Raw genomic sequence first — 16,602 nt, 5'->3', positions numbered from 1 at the left:
GAAAGCCTTGGACTGGACGGAAACACTCTTGAACCTCCGGTCCGGCTGGACTCCCGTCCATCAGGGCGAATCCGGCGACCGGGTTTTCCGCAGCCCGGATGGCCGCAGCTACGCCAAGCTGGCAACCGGCGACCGTGCGCCGGAGCTTGCCGGCGAACGGGACCGTCTCGGCTGGCTCGCCGGCCGGGGCATCGCCTGTCCCTTGCTGGAGGACTGGCGGGAGAACGAACACGGCGCCTGCCTGATGATGAGCGCCGTGTCCGGCGTTCCCGCCGTCACGCTTACGGGCGACGACCTTCTGAAGGCATGGCCGTCGATGGCCGAACAGCTTGCGGCTATGCACGCCCTTCCCGTCGCGGATTGCCCCTTCGAAAAGAACCTTTCCGGCATGTTCGCCCGCGCCGCCGACGTGGTGGCGCGCGATGCCGTCAATCCGGACTTCCTGCCCGACGAGGATCAAGGCCAGCCGGGCAGCGTGCTCCTCGCCCGTGTCGAGGCAGACCTGCCGCAGCGGCTCGCGCAGGAAAAAACGGACCGCGTCGTCTGCCACGGCGACCCCTGCCTGCCGAATTTCATGGTGGACCCGCACACACTGCGCTGCACGGGCCTGATCGATCTCGGCCGGCTCGGCACGGCGGATCGTTATGCCGATCTCACGCTGATGCTCGCCAACGCTTCGGAAAACTGGGCAACGCAGGCACAGGCGGCAGAGGCCTTCGACACACTGTTCTCCGCCCTAAAGATCGAGGCGCCCGATGAGGGGCGCCTCGCATTCTATCTCAGGCTGGATCCGCTGACCTGGGGTTGATCAGCTTTCCCCCTGCCGCGCCTTCTGCGTGGCGGCGAAGGCCTTGCGCATGTAGCCGTCACGGTCATAGACATCGTCGAAATACTCGACCACGCCGTCCTTGTTCGGCCAGGCGGTGAAGTAGGCGATGTAGATCGGAATGTCGGCCTTGACGTTCAGCGCCTTGTTCTTGCCACCGGCGATTTCCTTGCCGACGTCTTCCTCGCTGACACCAAGCACCGCGGCGGCCATCTTGCGCGGCTCGGCAAGACGCACGCAGCCATGGCTCAGCGCCCGCATGTCCTTCTTGAAGAAGCTCTTCGACGGTGTGTCGTGCATGTAGATGGCGTGGCTGTTCGGGAACAGGATCTTCAGTTCGCCCAGCGCATTGTCGCCGCTCGGCGGCTGGCGGACGGAGACGCCCGCGGTCGAGCCGTACCAGTTGACCGACGACGAGGCGACCGCGCGACCGCCGACAGCGACCTCATAGCCCATGCGGTCGAGGTAGGACGGATCGTTCCGGAGCTTCGGCAGCATCTCGTTGATGATGATCGACTGCGGTACGCCCCAATAGGGGTTCACCTCGACGGTCTGCACCTTGTCCTCGAAGAAATAGGTCTGGTTCGACTTGGAGCCGACGACCGTGCGCATCGAGAACTTTTCCGCGCCGTCCTCGTAGTAGTAGACTTGGAAGGCCGGCTGGTTGATGAAGACGTGGCGCGCGCCGAGATCGACCGGCAGCCAGCGCGCCTGTTCCAGCGCCACGTCGAGCTTGGCGACCTTGTCAGCGACCGAATCGCCGCCGACGAGCTTGCGGATCGACGCCTTGCCGACGACGCCATCCGGCTTCAGCCCGTTCTCCTTCTGAAAGGCTTCGACGAGCGCGACCAGCTCGGGCGTGTAGTCCGGCGTGTCCTTGTAGTTGGCGATGGCGAGCGAATGGTCGGTCTTCAGTGCATCCGAACCGTGCCTGACGACACCCTTGACGATGTTCGCAAGTTCCGGATTGCTCTGGCCCGGCTTCAGCACGGTGCCTTCGGCGATGACGACACGGTCCTCGCCGGAGGTTTCCGCCTTCAACTTTGCAAGCTCGGCCTTCAGCGCCCGGAAATCGGCGCTCGCCGGCGAACGGCTTTCGAGATAGCCCTTGACGTTGCTGCTCATCGCCACGTTCTTCAGCGCCGCGACGAGGTTGACGTCCTTGCGCTTGAAATCGTGGTAGCCGGAGATCTTGTTCGGATCGATGCGGCCGCGCACGGCGTCCTGCACATAGGCGGCGACGGCCGCGGAGAGACCGACCTCGAAGGCCGCAAGCTCGCTGTAGCGCGCATTCATGTCGGCGCTGTCAAAGCTTTCGGCCGGAATCTTGACCGCATAGTCCCAGGGATCGAGGCCGACGGCGGCCGCATCGGCCAGCACCGCGATGGCGGTCTTCGCCTTGTCGTTGATGCCGGTGCCATCGATCCAGACGAATTTCTTCTGCGTGCCGTAGAACGTCTCGACCGCCTTGGCGGCATCCGGTGTCGCACGCACATTGATGGTGGAGAAGGCGGCGCGCACACCGGCATCGCCGGCCGGCGCGATATCGGCCGAAATGGAGCTGGTGACGACCGGGTCGGCCAGCTTGTCAACCGCGACACGCCTCAGGGCATCGGCCTTGTAGGTGTAGTAGCGCGGGCCGGTAACACGCGGAAGCGGCTTGGCTTCCTGCTTCACCTCGGCGCCAGGCAGCGCCAGGCCGGTCGTGACGCCGGGGAGCGGCTCGGACTTCTGCTTCTTCTTGCCGTTCAGCCATTCCATGACGGTCAGGGCGTTGGCGGGTGTCGCATGGAGCGAAACAGTGGCGCAGGAAAGAGCCAGCGTGGCGGCCAGCACGGCAGTCTTGGTAAGCTTCATCTGTATTCCATTCCCCGAATGAACCGTACTCACGGTCTCTGGCGGCGCCCGAACCAGCAGGCCGGTAAGTTATAGGAAAGGATGGTTGATGAAAAGGAAACGCCCCTTCCCCCAGCCCTCGCAAAACCTCACGAATCCGTGACGCCAGACCCTGGCAAGCCAGACGGATGAAGCCCCGTAAAAATTTGAATTGGCGTCGATTTTTCCTGCGGGAAACACAAATTCCGCAAAATCCGCCTTGAGAGCGCGAAAAAACAAGCGGGCGGTTGTGATGGAAAAGGCACAGCGCCGAAAGCCCCGGCCGGACCTGTCGGCGCCCCTGCGCCGGCCTAATCGATTTTAACCGAAAGTCTCGTGCGCCCCGCCAATCCGCCCCTTGCAACCCCGTCGCAGATGGGCCAGAGATTTGCGCGATTTTTTCGCGCCAGCGCGGGGCCCCGGAAGGTCCGCGCGTGCCCGGCCTGCCGCTTCCCATGCGGCGGCACCGCCGGCGGCTCACCGAAGCGCATGGGTATTTAGCGGGAAGCACAATGACATCGACGCGCACGGAAACGGATACATTCGGCCCCATCGAAGTGGACAACAGCCGCTATTGGGGCGCGCAGGCCCAGCGCTCGCTCGGCAACTTCAAGATCGGCTGGGAAAAGCAGCCGCTGTCGGTCGTGCGTGCCCTCGGCATCGTCAAGCAGGCTGCCGCCCGCGCCAACATGGAACTGAACCGCCTCGACCCTGAAATCGGCAAGGCCATCACCGAGGCCGCGCAGGAAGTCATCGACGGCAAGCTCAACGATCATTTCCCGCTCGTCGTCTGGCAGACGGGTTCGGGCACCCAGTCGAACATGAACGCCAACGAGGTGATCTCCAACCGGGCGATCGAAATGCTCGGCGGCGTGATGGGCTCCAAGAAGCCGGTGCATCCGAACGACCACGTCAACATGAGCCAGTCGTCGAACGACACCTATCCAACGGCCATGCACATCGCCTGCGCCGAGCGCATCGTGCACGACCTCCTGCCGGCGCTGAAGCACCTGCACGCCGCGCTCGAAGCCAAGGTCAAGGCCTTCGACCACATCATCAAGATCGGCCGTACGCACACACAGGATGCAACGCCCCTCACCCTCGGTCAGGAGTTCTCCGGCTATGCCGCGCAGGTCGCTTCCGCGATCAAGCGCATCGAACTGACGCTGCCGGGCCTGTGCGAACTCGCCCAGGGCGGCACCGCCGTCGGCACGGGCCTCAACGCCCCGGTCGGCTTTGCCGAAAAGGTCGCCGCGCACATCGCCGCGATCACCGGCATCGACTTCGTGACCGCACCGAACAAGTTCGAGGCGCTGGCCGCCCACGATTCCATGGTCTTCTCGCACGGCGCGATCAATGCGGCCGCCGCAGCGCTGTTCAAGATCGCCAACGACATCCGCTTCCTCGGCTCCGGCCCGCGCTCGGGCCTCGGCGAACTGGCGCTGCCGGAAAACGAACCCGGCTCCTCCATCATGCCCGGCAAGGTCAACCCGACCCAGTGCGAAGCCCTCACCCAGGTCTGCGCCCAGGTCTTCGGCAACCACGCCTCGCTCACCTTCGCCGGCAGCCAGGGCCATTTCGAGCTCAACGTCTTCAACCCGCTGATGGCCTACAACTTCCTGCAGTCCGTCCAGCTCCTCTCGGATGCCGCGATCTCCTTCACGGACAATTGCGTCACCGGCATCGAGGCCCGCGAGGACAACATCAAGGCGGCGCTCGACCGCTCGCTGATGCTCGTCACCGCACTCGCCCCGAAGATCGGCTACGACAACGCCGCCAAGATCGCCAAGACCGCCCACAAGAACGGCACGACGCTGCGTGAGGAGGCCGTCGGCGGCGGTTACGTCACCAACGAAGAATTCGACGCGGTTGTGCGCCCTGAGAAAATGATTATGCCGGGTTGAGGCAGAATTTTCGAATATTCTACTACGGAGGCCGCAGACCATTGAATCTGCGGCCTTTTTTCTGACTGCTTTCCGTTGCGGCAGCTACAACCGTTAATCATTCCCAAAGCATTTGGGTATTATTTTGCGGGATGGGAGCCAATGAAGGAAATCAGGAGCAGCCGACATGAACACGGCCGTTGCGCAAAAGGTCCAGGTGCCGGATATCGCCGCGCAGGTGACCTATGCCATGCGCATAATGGGTGTCTCTCCCATCCCGCGGAACTACGAGCTGTTCTATGAGGCCTATATCGGCTCCAACCCCAAGCTGACGCGGGAACTCGCGGCACTCGGCAGCAAGGCCTCACAGGAGGAGCTGGACGAGATCGGCGCCCAATATTTCGGCCACCACCATGGCGCCACCGCCATCGACGGCGCGCACACGCGGATCGTCGGTGAACTGGAGGGCCTGCTGCGCCTCCTCAAGCAGGAGCAGACCTCGCTCGAAAGCTACAACAAGCTGCTCGACGAAACGGTCGTCCGCATCACCGGCAAGAACGCCACGAGCGTCGACATCATCAGAAGCGTCATCGGCGTGCTCACGCAAGCGACGGGCGACACCATCAACCAGGGCAAGGAGATGGTGCAGAACGTCGCACAGAAGTCGATCGAAATGGACAATGTGCGCAAGGAGCTCGACGAGTACAAGCGCATCGCCAACACGGATTCGCTGACGCAGCTTTCCAACCGCCGCGCCTTCGACGACAAGCTCTCCGCCATCTACAATTCGACGATGTCGCGCAACGTGACCGCGCTGATCCTCGCCGATATCGACCACTTCAAGAAGATCAACGACACCTATGGCCACCCCGTCGGCGACAAGATCCTCGCTTCCGTCGGCAGCCTGATCCGCGCCAACGTGCGCAAGGACATCCTCGTCGCCCGCACCGGCGGCGAGGAATTCGCGATGATCGTCGAGGGCAACACCGAGGAAGAGGCGATGGCGATCGCCGAGCGGATCCGCATCGCGCTGGAGCACACGCCCTTCAAGAACTCCAAGACCGGCGTCAACTACGGCCCCATCACCATTTCGCTCGGCTTCTGCATGGCCTCCTGGGCGGAAGGCCCGGGCGAACTCTACTCCAAGGCGGACATCGCCCTCTACTGTGCCAAGAACGGCGGTCGCAACCGCACCATGCCCTTCGAGGACGGCATGAAGAAGGACTTCTCCAAGAGCTGGCTGATCTACCGGAAGTAGGCGGCCAAAACTCCTTTCGAAAACGGCGCCTTCGGGCGCCGTTCTGCATTTTGCGCGCCCGATGGAACCCCGGCCGCCATCGCGCGTTCCAGGCGCAGGAGGAACGCGCCATGCAAACGGGATTTTTCGAGCTGACGATGCTGACCGCCCTGATGTTGAGCAGTCTCATTTGGATCCAGCCCTTCTGAAGCGGCCGGAGGCCTGTTCCCGCCGGAACATCGTGGCCGGCAGCGCTGTCCTACAACGTCCCCATCAGAACAAGGCGCCGGGCACGAAGCCGACGGCCGACGACAGGGACCAGGACAATGAAAACGCTCGCCATCGCACTTCTCGCAGGCCTCCTCTCCACCGCAGGCGCCGCCGTTGCCGCCGACAATGTGGTCGATCCGGTCGAGGTCGCCTCGCTCTCCTCCTCCACCCAGAAGACCGGCTGGCTGCAGGTGCTTTCGGGCGGCAAGCCGGTAAAGTCGGAAAAGAAGATCGCCGCCGTCTCCCGTGCGCCGATCGCCCGCGAACTGGTCGCCTTCACGGAGAAGGTCGCGCCGGGCACCATCATCGTCGACAATTCCGAACGCCGCCTCTACCACGTCCTTGGCTCGGGCCTCGCCATGAAATACGCCATCAGCGTCGGCCGCGAGGGTTTTATCTGGACCGGCTCGGAAAAGGTGACGCGCAAGACCGAATGGCCGACCTGGACGCCGCCGGAAGACATGCGCGCCCGTGAAGCCAAGAAAGGCAAGATCCTGCCCGTCTCCATGAAAGGCGGCCTCGAAAACCCGCTCGGCTCGCGCGCCATCTACCTCGGCTCGACCATCTACCGCATCCACGGCACCAACCAGCCGTCCTCGCTGGGCAAGGCGCAGTCCTCCGGCTGCATCCGCATGGCGAACGAAGACGTCGAACACCTTTATGCACAGGTCACGACGGGCGTCACGGTCATCGTTCGCGATTGATTTCGAGAGCCATCGCCCACCCCTCAGCGGCAGGCGGAAGCGCCTGCCGCTTTTGCGATCGCGATGAGGTCCGGGCGGTATTCGAAGTGCATCGTATCGTAGTGATACCAGCGCCCGCCCCAGACAAAGCCGTGCTGCTCGAAGAGCGCGACGATCTCCAGCGGATACTTGTTGGAATATTTCGGCACCTTGCCGGGCTTGCCGCCCGACCAGATCCAATAGTCGGCGAACTTGGTGTTGAGGTCGATGGCAGCCCCGAAACTGTGCACCGACATGTTTTTCGCACCGGACACTTTTCGCCAGTTGAACACACCGGCGGAGGGCGCGAGATAACGCTTCAACTCCGGTTTGGCCATAAGCGCATCGCGCACCTTCTCCAGCGCCGCAGCCGCGCCTTGCCGCTTCGTTACGCGCAGCGTCTCGTCGAACCATTTGACCGGCACGAGATCCGCCTGCACCGCCTTGGCGGATTTCCCATAAAGCCGCATCATCAGCGCATCGCTGCGGATGCGGCCGGGATCGAAATCGACGGCGGGTTTCGCCTCGCAGGCCCCGAGCGGGTAGATCTGCCGCAGGCTGTCCTCGACGTCACCGGCAGCAAGCGCCGCCTGGTGATCCTTCGCCTTGCCGTCATCGATCTCGAGCGGCGGCCCGCCATCCTTGAAGACAAGCGTGTTTCCCTCGATGCCGGCAAGGCTTTCCGGATAGGCGGCCACCAGCAGTTTCAGGCGGGCCGCAAGGTCGGGTTCCGCAGCACCGGCCGGGGACGCGGCGACGACCAGCATCGCCGCAGCGGCCGCGAGGCTCCGGCTAGTTGACCGAGATGTTGATATAGTCGCCTCCCGCACCGCGCCAGATTTCGACATAGATCTGCACGTCGCCGTCGAGCAGACGGCGGGCGGCGCTGCGCTCGATACGGCCGGCGCGGATCATGCGCTCGGCAAGCTCGCGGTTGCGCGCGGAAGCGAAGAAACTGTCGAGGTCGTCGCCGGGCTGGCGCACGCCGAAGCGATGCACGTTGGCGCGGTCCTGGCGGAGGACCTGCCAGGGCTGCGTCAGGCGTTCGTTGTTGGAATTGTAGAGATCGTCCTGGCCGATATAGGCGCCGTAGCTCTCGATCAGCTCATCCGCCCTGGCCGCACCGGCCGAAACCACGAGCACAGCGGCGAAAGCCGCCGCAAAAAGTCCTTTTTGCATTCCCTGCTCCACTTTCCGGCCAAAGCCGATCATCATCAAAGACAAGACGGGTGACGGTGGCGGGATATTCGCCGACGCCTACCACATGGACGTGGCGGCACGGCCGGGCCAGTCCCGGTCGTAGGCGGCGCCGTCGAAGCCCTTCTTGGCCGAGGCGAGCATCTGCCCGACCGTCGGCAGGCAGGCTGTATCGCGGTGTTTTTCCGGATTCCAGAGGTCGGCGCGCAGCACCGCGCGGGCGCATTGCGAATAGACCTCGTCGATGGTGATGACGACGACGGAGCGCGGGTGTTTGCCGTCCATCACGAAGCGTCCGGTGATCTCGGCGTCAATGCGCACCACGGCGCGGCCGTTGAGGCGCATCGTCGTGTTGGAGCCGGGAATGAGGAACATCAGCGCGACACGCGGGTCACGAACGATGTTGGAAAGCGAATCGATGCGGTTGTTGCCGCGCCAGTCCGGCAGCATCAGGGTACGCTCGTCCTCGATATGAATGACGGCGCCGGCATCGCCGCGCGGCGAACAATCGAGCCCCTCCGGTCCGACCGTGGCAAGCGCCATGAAGGGCGAGGCCGCGATCATCGTGCGGTATTCCGGCAGCAGATAGTCCGTCACCTTGGCGAGCGAGGCTTCGCCCGGGCCCCCGTAAAGCGCGTTCAGTTCCTCGACCGAAGTGACGATGCTCATGCCTGTCTCCTGTGCTGTGCGACCGCTGCCGCGCTTCGCACCCTTGCATGACAGGCGCGTGACGGAAAGCCCGTCAGGCGGCGATGCGCTCCCGATCCTCCGCAAGGAACTGCACGATCCGGTCGATGACAGGCTCGGCGGAGACGATGCGGCGATGACCGAACCCGTTCGCCCATTCGAGCGTGACATTCGGCCCGGAGGCGGCGTAGCGCCGGGCGTGCAGCGCCGGCACCTCCTTGTCGTCCTCGGCATGAAGGACGAGCATGGGAGACTTCAGCCGGCCGGCCCCATTCGCCGCGTCGAAGGCCGAAAGCGGCGCGCCGGCGATGCGCTCGACATGGCTCTCCAGCGCGCCCTGCGCCTTCGGCCCGAGCTTCAGGAAACGGCCGAGGTCCTTGAACAGCCAGGTCATCTCGCTTGGAGAGCCGATGGTCACCAGCCGGCGCGGCCGGTGCGCCGGCACCGACGGCACGAGGCCGCTCGCCGCGCAGGCGAGCGACGCCCCGCCGAAGGAGTGCCCGCAGAAATAGTCGAAGCCGCCGAAACGCTGCCACGCCGCGTCGATCGCCCTGACGGCCATCGGCAGCGTCAGCGTGCGCCCGCCCGAGGCGCCGTGCCCCGGCAGGTCGAGTGCCACCACCTCATGGCCGGCGGCGACCAGTGCCTCCGTCAGCGCCGAAAGATAGGCCGCGCGCGAGCCCCAGCCGTGCACCACGAGAACGCGGCCGGCAAAATTCTGGCATGGCCGCGCGGCAAAACGGTGCGCCACGGCCCGGCCACCGGCAAAGGTGAGCGGCACGCGTTCGGCCTGCCGCATCCAGCCGGCCGAACGCGCGAAAAGGTCCTTCTCCTTCGCCGTGCGCGGCCGGCGGCCGGGCGTCGTCGCAAAGAGGCGGAAGGCGGCGCGACCGGCCGCATCGGGGGAGATCCTCGCGACGCCGGACAGCGCCAGCCGGATGACCTTCAAGCCAAAGGATGCCATAGTGGGAATCCAAAAAAGATGTTCAATGCTGAACAATAAAGTGCAACGATGAACAAAAATCAAGCCTTCCCCTGGGATCATCCGCGCTTTCGCAGCTGGATCGGCGTGGGGCGTGCCTGCCAGCTGATGCAGCAGGCGATGAGCCGGGCGATCGCCCATCTCGGCATCAAGCCGCCGCATCTCGACATCTTGATCAATCTCTATCGCTTCAACGGCATTTCCCAGCAGGACCTCGCCCGCAAGCTGCTCGTCGGCCGCTCCAACATGAGCATGCTGCTGCCGCAGCTCGAAAAGCGCGGCCTGATCGAGCGGCGGGCCGACGCCAAGGACAGGCGTGTGCTGCGCCTGTCGCTGACGGAGACCGGCCGCAGCCTGACCGAGGAGGCGATGACCCTGCAGACCGGCCTCATCGACCGCACCCTCTCGCAGGCACCGGCCGAGCGATGCCTGGAGGTCGCCGAGGCGATGGAGGACATCATCCGCATCCTTCAGACGATGGAACCGGAAGACCCGGTCTAGACCGTGGCGACGTGATCCGCCCGCGTCGATTTCAGCGACAGGAACTCCCAGAGCGCGACACCGAACAGGACGGCGGCCGCGGCCATGAAGAGCTGGTAGGGCTCGACGAAGGGTACGGCCACCGAGAGCGCAAGCAGCGCGGCGATGCCGGCGATATGCGACAGCGGCGAGCGGCCGCGGATCGCCGCCTTGAACCAGATGTTGCCTGCAAGGAAGACCACAGGCCCGCCGATGATCGCACTCGCCGTCTTGAAATCGACCGCGCCATGCGGATGGGCAAGCGCGAACTCCTCCGCCACCGCCGAGAGGATGATGCCTGCGACAATCGGGATATGGGCATAGGTGAAGGCCATGCGCGCGATGCGGCCCGGCGTCGCCGAATGCTCGATGAGATGCGCCGCCTCGCCATGGCCGAAGCGGAAATAGATCCACCACATGGTGGCGGTCGAGAGGAACGCGACGGCAAGCAGGAGAATGGTGAAGCCGTCGAGCAGCTCCATGCCGGCAACCGTCCGCCCGGTGACGAGGATCGTTTCGCCAAGGCAGATGATGACGAAGAGCGCGCAGCGCTCCGCCATGTGCTCTCCGGAGACCTGCCAGTCCCCCACCGTCGAGCGACCGAGGCCGGGCACGACGAAGCCGAGCGCCGGAGAGGCATATTCGATGGCGAGCGCGACCAGCCACAGCCCCAGCCGCGCCTCGCCCTCGACGAAGGCGCCCGCCAGCCAGAACACGCCGGAAAACACCGCCCAGATCGTGATGCGCGTGAAGTTGAGGCTGTTCTGCGGCCATTCGCGCCGCATCACATAGGCGGTGAAGGCCGCGCGGCCGACCTGCATGGTGACGAAGACGAGCGCGAAGAGCAGCCCGCCCGCGCCGAAGGCCGTCGGAATGGCGATCGACAGCATCAGGCCGAGGAACATCAGCACGAAGAGCAACAGGCGCACCGGCGCCTTGTCCGGATCGAGCCAGTTCGTCACCCAGGTCGTGTCGATCCACACCCACCAGATGGCCATGGTCAGCATCGCCGCCTCGACGAGGCCGAGCAGCGAATAGTGCGCCGCCAGCGAATGGGAAAGCTGGATGATCGTCAGCACGAAGACGAGGTCGAAGAAGAGTTCGGCGAAGGCCACCTTGCCTTCCTGGGCGGTGCCGCGCGCCCTGAGGCAGGCGGAATTGGCGAAACGGTCGTCGGTCGTCGCCGTCATGGCTGGCGTTCCTTTTTCTACAGGCGCTCGATCCGCCGGTCGGGCACGATCCACAGGAGCGCGACCGCGGCATAGATGACATGGGAAATCACCGGCGAGACAAAGGCAAGCCCGATCGCCGCGAGATAGAAGAGCGGCGAGAAGCGCCCCTTGAAATCGCGCCCGAAGGCCTCGCGCAGCCGCTCGGCATCGGGGTGCACGGCAACGATGCGCACCTGCAGGATCTCGTAGGCGACGGCGGAGAGCAGCAGGATCGCGCCATAGAGCGCGGTCGGAAGCGGCGCGGCCGGATTGTTGCCCATCCAGGCCGTGACGAAGGGAATGAGCGACATCCAGAACAAGAGGTGCATGTTCGCCCACAGCACGCCGCCGCTCGCATTGCCGCACACCGTCAGGAGATGGTGGTGGTTGTTCCAGTAGATCGCGACATAGACGAAGCTGAGGAGATAGCCGAGAAAGACCGGCATCAATGGCATGAGGGCAGCCAGCGTCGGCTCGGCCGGCACGGTGAGCTGCAGGACCATGATTGTGATGATGATGGCGATCACGCCATCGCTGAAGGCTTCGAGCCGTCCTTTGTTCACGCGCGCCTCACACCCCTGTCTTTATTAGACATTAAGCAAGTTGCGCTGAGTCGCTACAGCGGATTTTTCGGCGTCAGCCCGCCTCTTCCTGCTCGTGGCGCTGGCGTTCCTCCTCTGCCGCCGCACGTTGGCGCCCGGTGCGCGCCGCGACGATGTCGGCCGGCTGGGCGTTGCCGCGGATGAGCTGGCGACCGGCATAGATGCCGCCGACCGTTTCCAGCTCCAGCCGCTCGCGGTCGACGTCGCGGAACTCCTCCACCACCTCGGCGGCAAGGTCCTCGTCCTCGCCCAGAACCTTCAACGTCTCGCGGCTGAACACCATCGCCGATTCGAAGGTCTCGCGGATCTGGAAGTCGACGCCGGCATGGACGAGATCGACGGCATGGCCGCGGTCGTAGGCTCGCGCCAGGATCGGCACCAGCGGGAACTCCTCGCGCACCACCTCGGCGATCTTCACCGCCGCCGCCTTGTCGTCGAGGCAGATGAGGATCGCCCTGGCGGTCGCCGCGCCGGCGGCGTGCAGGATGTCGATGCGCGCACCGTCGCCGTAATAGACCTTGAAGCCGAACTCCGCGGCATCGCGCACGAACTCGGCATCCTTGTCGATCAGCGACAGCGTGTAGCCGCGGGCGAGCAGCGGCTGGCTGACGATCTGGCCGAAGCGGCCGAAGCCGATCATCAGCACCGTGCCCTCGACATTCTCCGGCAGCGTCAGCCCCTCGGTAGACGGCTGCTGTTTGGGCACGATGCGATCGTGCAGGATGACCATCAGCGGCGTCAGGATCATCGAGATGATGATCGTTGCCGTCAGGATGGCATTCTCCTCGCCGTTGAAGATGCCGGCGGAAACGGCGGCGGCGTAGAGCACGAAGGCAAACTCGCCGCCCTGCGCCATCAGCACGGCCCGTTCCAGGCTTTCGGCATGGCACGTCCCGAGCAGCCGGGCGACCACATAGATCAAGAGGGTTTTGGCGACCATGTAGCCAACGACGCTCGCCACGACGAGCTGCCAGTTGGCGGCGATGACGCCGAGGTCGATCGCCATGCCGACGCCGAGGAAGAAGAGGCCGAGCAGGATGCCGCGGAACGGCTCGATATCCGCTTCAAGCTGATGACGGAAACTCGATTCGGAAAGCAGCACCCCCGCCAGGAATGCGCCCATGGCCATCGAAAGACCGGAAACCTGCATGGCAAGCGCCGAGCCTAGGACGACGAGCAGCGCCGCCGCCGTCATCACCTCGCGCGCGCCGGAGGCCGCGAGCACCCGGAAGAGCGGATTGAGCAGGTAGCGCCCGGCCAGCACCAGCGCCACGATGGCGCCGATGGCGATGCCGATGGAAAGCCAGCGGTCGGAGGCATCCGTCGCCGCCGCCCCCGTGCCGAGCAGCGTGACGATGGCAAGCAGCGGCACGATGGCAAGGTCCTCGAAGAGCAGGATCGCGATGATGCGCTGCCCCTTCAGGGTCGACATCGTGCCCCGCTCCTGCAGCATCTGCATGACGATGGCGGTGGAGGTGAGGACGAAGCCCGTTCCGGCGACGAAGGAGGGAACGAGCGGAAAGCCCAGCGACACGCCGATGCCGGTCAGCGCCGCCATCGCGCCCATCACCTGGATCGCGCCGAGCCCGAAGATGTCCTTGCGCATGCCCCAGAGCCGGGAGGGCTGCATTTCCAGCCCGATGATGAAGAGGAACATCACCACGCCGAGTTCGGCGACATGGATGATCGCCTGCGAATCGGCGAAGAAACCGAGGCCGAAGGGGCCGATCGCGAGCCCCGCGGCGAGATAGCCGAGCACCGAGCCGAGCCCGATCTTCTTGAAGATCGGCACGGCCGCGACGCCTGCCGCCAGCAGCACGACGACCTGGGTGAGATCATTTGCATTCGCTTCGGCTGCCAAGGGGCATCTCCCGTTCGCTTCTGGGTGGACGCTACCCTCGACAGGCAGTCCGATATGTTACCGCGGTTTCTGCGAAATATCGCGGTTCATGCCCTTCTCCGCAAGCTCACGCTCATAAGCGGCGAAGAGTTCCGCACCTTTTTCCCCGAGTTCCCGCAGATAGGACCACGTGTAGATACCGGTATCATGAAGGTCGTCGAAGCCGATGCGCACGGCATAGTTGCCGGTCGGCGTCATGGCGATGATCGCGACATTGCGTTTTCCCGGTACCGTCACCTTCTGGCCAGGCCCGTGGCCCTGCACCTCCGCCGAGGGCGAGAGCACACGCAGGAGTTCGGCCGAAAGATCGAAGCTGGCACCGTCGTTGAAGGTCACGACGAGGCGCTGGCGGTCCTTCGACACACGCAGTTCGGTCGGCCAGAGATCGCTCATCCCGTTTCCTTTCCGTCTGTTTTCGCGAAGGACTATGCGCCAGATCAAGGATGCGCAAGGCGGAAAATGCTGTCATAATCCCGTGACCGGCTTGACGCTGCGCTTCCGGCGCACGACATGTCGGCAATGGAGGACGTGTCTTGAATTCGTATGCAGGCCCGCTGGGTGGCGCGAACCTAATCGCGCAGTCCGACGCACCGATGATCGATCCCTTCGGCCGCGCCATCACCTATCTGCGCGTATCGGTGACCGACCGCTGCGATTTCCGCTGCACCTATTGCATGGCGGAAAACATGACCTTCCTGCCCAAAAAGGACCTCCTGACGCTGGAAGAGCTGAACCGGCTCTGTTCCACCTTCATCGCCAAGGGTGTGCGAAAGCTGCGGCTGACCGGCGGCGAACCCCTGGTCCGCAAGAACATCATGCATCTCGTGCGCGAACTCGGCCGCCAGGTGCATGATGGGCGCCTCGACGAACTGACGCTGACGACCAACGGCTCGCAGCTCGCCCGGCACGCGGCCGAACTTGCCGATTGCGGCGTGCGCCGCATCAACGTTTCCCTCGACACGCTCGATGCGCAGAAGTTCCGGACCATCACCCGCTGGGGCGAGCTCTCCAAGGTTCTGGAAGGCATCGACGCCGCGCAGGCCGCCGGCCTGCACATCAAGATCAACGCCGTCGCCTTGAAGGATTTCAACGACCGCGAGATCCCCGACCTGATGCGCTGGGCGCACGGCCGCGGCATGGACCTCACCCTCATAGAGACCATGCCGATGGGCGAGATCGAGGAAGACCGCACCGACCGCTACATGCCGCTGTCGGAAATGCGCGCCCGCCTCGAGAGCGACTTCACCCTGACGGAAAATGCCTACAGAACCGGCGGGCCGGCGCGCTATGTCACGGTCGCCGAGACCGGCGGCCGCCTCGGCTTCATCACGCCGATGACGCACAATTTCTGCGAAAGCTGCAACCGCGTGCGCCTCACCTGCACCGGCACGCTCTACATGTGCCTCGGCCAGAATGATGCGGCCGATCTGCGCCTTCCGCTGCGGGCCTCCGACGACGACGCCCTGCTCTCGCAGGCGATCGATGAGGCTATCACCCGCAAGCCGAAGGGCCACGATTTCGTCATCGACCGCCGCAACCGGCCGGCCGTTGCCCGTCACATGAGCGTCACCGGCGGCTGATCCCCGCCGAAAGCGAGGTTTTGGTGAAAATCCTTCCGCCCGCCCTGCCCGCCCTTTTCCTTGCCGCCGCCCTTCCTTCCCTCGGCCTTGCCGCCGAGCGGCCGGAGGGCATCGCCGCCGCTGAGGCGATCGCCAAAGCCGCCCTTGGCGCGGACTGCGACATGAACGGCATGGAGGAGGTGCCGATGGTCGGACCGGAGGCAGAAGGGTTCGGACACGCCCTCTACCGTTTCACCTACAAACCCGACTACGACCCGAACGGCCCCGGTGTCGAGGCCACGCTCTACCAGCTGTTCTGTGGCTCGGGCGCCTACAACATCCGCAACGCTTTCGTCCTGCAGACAAGCGATGCCGACACGCCGAAGCTCATCGCCTTCGCCACGCCGGACCTTGCCTATGCCTATGCAAACGAGGAAAACAGCCGACTGACTGCCGAGCCGAAGATCAACGGCTTCCGCGCCACCACCCTTCTGGTCAATGCCAGCTTCAACGAGAAGACCCGCACCATCACCAGCCACGCCGCCTGGCGCGGCATCGGCGATGCCTGGGACAGCGGCGACTGGGTTTTCCGCAACGGCAATTTCATGCTGACCCGCTTCGAGTTCGACCCGACCTACGGCGACCCGGACCCTGCGGTGCCGGAAAGCTATGTGGTCTACGAAGCCGGCAAGTAACGGCGGCGCTTCCGATTTCCGGCGCATCCGCACCCGCCACCAACGCCTCCGCCATGCCGGATCAAGGGCGCGGCCTACTCAGCCCAAGAGACGCTCCTCCCATCGATCTCCCGTCGCCGCGCACGTGATCCGGGGTCCAGCTGACGCGCGTTCGCACAGCTAGAAGACTCACCCAACCCGTTGACGCCCCCCCCCTTCCGCGCCGCAAACGCGGCGCCGCGGGACCCCGCATAACGTCCGGTATGACGGGAGAAGAGTTGTGTGTAAACGCAGGCGGCAGCGCTTGTCTCACCCATCCCATGAACGCCAATTGCACGAAAACCCGCCCCCGCATTTTCCCCGCCTCCTTCACTCATGCCTACAATCCCCCATCCCGCCACGGATACACCGCGAGGCGTCGTGGCGAGGCGGGGTCGGCGCTTTTGGCGAGGGACGGA

The 16,602-nt window shown here is 64.6% G+C and carries 16 protein-coding genes; 7 read left to right on the top strand and 9 right to left on the bottom strand.

The annotated features are described in order from the left end of the window. Nucleotides 1-7: 7 nt before the first annotated feature. Nucleotides 8-808, top strand: coding sequence for an APH(3'') family aminoglycoside O-phosphotransferase (locus tag EXZ48_RS10030; protein WP_130515724.1), 801 nt, complete (start codon nt 8-10; stop codon nt 806-808). On the opposite strand, the gene EXZ48_RS10025 is transcribed toward EXZ48_RS10030, so the two are convergent. After that, complete coding sequence (locus EXZ48_RS10025) at nt 809-2,683, bottom strand: murein L,D-transpeptidase (RefSeq protein WP_130515722.1); 1,875 nt, start codon at nt 2,681-2,683, stop codon at nt 809-811. A gap of 530 nt (nt 2,684-3,213) precedes the next feature. Between EXZ48_RS10025 and fumC the strand changes: the two genes are divergently transcribed. From fumC to EXZ48_RS10010, 3 genes are all read left to right on the top strand, one after another. Further along, nucleotides 3,214-4,605 carry a class II fumarate hydratase gene (gene fumC, locus EXZ48_RS10020; protein ID WP_023515087.1) on the top strand — a complete coding sequence of 464 codons (1,392 nt, stop codon included), beginning with the start codon at nt 3,214-3,216 and terminating at the stop codon, nt 4,603-4,605. Nucleotides 4,606-4,771: 166 nt separating this feature from the next. After that, nucleotides 4,772-5,842: a GGDEF domain-containing protein gene (locus EXZ48_RS10015; RefSeq protein WP_023515086.1), complete on the top strand. Its 1,071-nt coding sequence runs from the start codon at nt 4,772-4,774 to the stop codon at nt 5,840-5,842. A gap of 305 nt (nt 5,843-6,147) precedes the next feature. Then, nucleotides 6,148-6,795 carry a L,D-transpeptidase gene (locus EXZ48_RS10010; RefSeq protein WP_130515720.1) on the top strand — a complete coding sequence of 216 codons (648 nt, stop codon included), beginning with the start codon at nt 6,148-6,150 and terminating at the stop codon, nt 6,793-6,795. A gap of 23 nt (nt 6,796-6,818) precedes the next feature. On the opposite strand, the gene EXZ48_RS10005 is transcribed toward EXZ48_RS10010, so the two are convergent. From EXZ48_RS10005 to EXZ48_RS09990, 4 genes are all read right to left on the bottom strand, one after another. Continuing rightward, nucleotides 6,819-7,580, bottom strand: coding sequence for a M15 family metallopeptidase (locus EXZ48_RS10005; protein ID WP_245461996.1), 762 nt, complete (start codon nt 7,578-7,580; stop codon nt 6,819-6,821). A 25-nt stretch (nt 7,581-7,605) separates the two neighbouring features. After that, a complete protein-coding gene (locus EXZ48_RS10000; protein WP_130515716.1) occupies nt 7,606-7,992 on the bottom strand; it encodes a hypothetical protein in 387 nt (128 codons plus the stop codon). A gap of 78 nt (nt 7,993-8,070) precedes the next feature. Then, nucleotides 8,071-8,679 (bottom strand): pyridoxamine 5'-phosphate oxidase family protein, encoded by a 609-nt coding sequence (locus tag EXZ48_RS09995; protein WP_130515714.1) that lies wholly within the window; start codon nt 8,677-8,679, stop codon nt 8,071-8,073. Nucleotides 8,680-8,752: 73 nt separating this feature from the next. Then, nucleotides 8,753-9,661 carry an alpha/beta hydrolase gene (locus EXZ48_RS09990; RefSeq protein WP_130515712.1) on the bottom strand — a complete coding sequence of 303 codons (909 nt, stop codon included), beginning with the start codon at nt 9,659-9,661 and terminating at the stop codon, nt 8,753-8,755. Between the two features lie 48 nt (nt 9,662-9,709). Between EXZ48_RS09990 and EXZ48_RS09985 the strand changes: the two genes are divergently transcribed. Next, nucleotides 9,710-10,180, top strand: a complete 471-nt coding sequence (locus EXZ48_RS09985) for a MarR family winged helix-turn-helix transcriptional regulator (protein WP_130515710.1) — start codon at nt 9,710-9,712, stop codon at nt 10,178-10,180. On the opposite strand, the gene EXZ48_RS09980 is transcribed toward EXZ48_RS09985, so the two are convergent. From EXZ48_RS09980 to EXZ48_RS09965, 4 genes are all read right to left on the bottom strand, one after another. After that, nucleotides 10,177-11,388 carry a low temperature requirement protein A gene (locus EXZ48_RS09980; RefSeq protein WP_130515708.1) on the bottom strand — a complete coding sequence of 404 codons (1,212 nt, stop codon included), beginning with the start codon at nt 11,386-11,388 and terminating at the stop codon, nt 10,177-10,179. The two genes, EXZ48_RS09985 and EXZ48_RS09980, sit on opposite strands and share 4 nt — an antisense overlap. Nucleotides 11,389-11,405: 17 nt before the next feature. Further along, complete coding sequence (locus tag EXZ48_RS09975) at nt 11,406-11,972, bottom strand: TMEM175 family protein (protein ID WP_023516543.1); 567 nt, start codon at nt 11,970-11,972, stop codon at nt 11,406-11,408. Nucleotides 11,973-12,045: 73 nt separating this feature from the next. Continuing rightward, entirely contained in the window at nt 12,046-13,872 is a 1,827-nt protein-coding gene (locus tag EXZ48_RS09970; RefSeq protein WP_023516542.1) for a monovalent cation:proton antiporter-2 (CPA2) family protein, read from the bottom strand. 57 nt (nt 13,873-13,929) lie between these two features. Next, nucleotides 13,930-14,304, bottom strand: coding sequence for a gamma-butyrobetaine hydroxylase-like domain-containing protein (locus tag EXZ48_RS09965; protein ID WP_024269945.1), 375 nt, complete (start codon nt 14,302-14,304; stop codon nt 13,930-13,932). A 200-nt stretch (nt 14,305-14,504) separates the two neighbouring features. Here EXZ48_RS09965 and moaA point away from each other — a divergent pair, with 200 nt between their 5' ends. Together moaA and EXZ48_RS09955 are read left to right on the top strand one after the other, a co-directional pair. Continuing rightward, nucleotides 14,505-15,491 carry a GTP 3',8-cyclase MoaA gene (gene moaA / locus EXZ48_RS09960; protein WP_088016467.1) on the top strand — a complete coding sequence of 329 codons (987 nt, stop codon included), beginning with the start codon at nt 14,505-14,507 and terminating at the stop codon, nt 15,489-15,491. 23 nt (nt 15,492-15,514) lie between these two features. Beyond that, the gene (locus tag EXZ48_RS09955; protein WP_130515706.1) at nt 15,515-16,165 is read left to right on the top strand and encodes a DUF1176 domain-containing protein; all 651 of its coding nucleotides are present in this window, start codon (nt 15,515-15,517) and stop codon (nt 16,163-16,165) included. The last annotated feature ends 437 nt before the right edge of the window (nt 16,166-16,602 follow it).

It is taken from the genome of Shinella sp. JR1-6, assembly GCF_004284735.1.
Classification (GTDB): Bacteria; Pseudomonadota; Alphaproteobacteria; order Rhizobiales; family Rhizobiaceae; genus Shinella.
This window is presented reverse-complemented; position numbering and strand designations above follow the sequence as displayed.

What these genes read in the sequence shown, in the direction of transcription:
- EXZ48_RS10025 (WP_130515722.1), bottom strand. Translation starts at nt 2,683, where the DNA reads ATGAAGCTTACCAAGACTGCCGTGCTGGCCGCCACGCTGGCTCTTTCC.
- EXZ48_RS09995 (WP_130515714.1), bottom strand. Translation starts at nt 8,679, where the DNA reads ATGAGCATCGTCACTTCGGTCGAGGAACTGAACGCGCTTTACGGGGGC.
- EXZ48_RS10010 (WP_130515720.1), top strand. Translation starts at nt 6,148, where the DNA reads ATGAAAACGCTCGCCATCGCACTTCTCGCAGGCCTCCTCTCCACCGCA.
- EXZ48_RS09980 (WP_130515708.1), bottom strand. Translation starts at nt 11,388, where the DNA reads ATGACGGCGACGACCGACGACCGTTTCGCCAATTCCGCCTGCCTCAGG.
- EXZ48_RS09965 (WP_024269945.1), bottom strand. Translation starts at nt 14,304, where the DNA reads ATGAGCGATCTCTGGCCGACCGAACTGCGTGTGTCGAAGGACCGCCAG.
- EXZ48_RS09985 (WP_130515710.1), top strand. Translation starts at nt 9,710, where the DNA reads ATGAACAAAAATCAAGCCTTCCCCTGGGATCATCCGCGCTTTCGCAGC.
- EXZ48_RS09990 (WP_130515712.1), bottom strand. Translation starts at nt 9,661, where the DNA reads ATGGCATCCTTTGGCTTGAAGGTCATCCGGCTGGCGCTGTCCGGCGTC.
- fumC (WP_023515087.1), top strand. Translation starts at nt 3,214, where the DNA reads ATGACATCGACGCGCACGGAAACGGATACATTCGGCCCCATCGAAGTG.
- EXZ48_RS10005 (WP_245461996.1), bottom strand. Translation starts at nt 7,580, where the DNA reads ATGCTGGTCGTCGCCGCGTCCCCGGCCGGTGCTGCGGAACCCGACCTT.
- EXZ48_RS10015 (WP_023515086.1), top strand. Translation starts at nt 4,772, where the DNA reads ATGAACACGGCCGTTGCGCAAAAGGTCCAGGTGCCGGATATCGCCGCG.
- moaA (WP_088016467.1), top strand. Translation starts at nt 14,505, where the DNA reads ATGATCGATCCCTTCGGCCGCGCCATCACCTATCTGCGCGTATCGGTG.
- EXZ48_RS10000 (WP_130515716.1), bottom strand. Translation starts at nt 7,992, where the DNA reads ATGCAAAAAGGACTTTTTGCGGCGGCTTTCGCCGCTGTGCTCGTGGTT.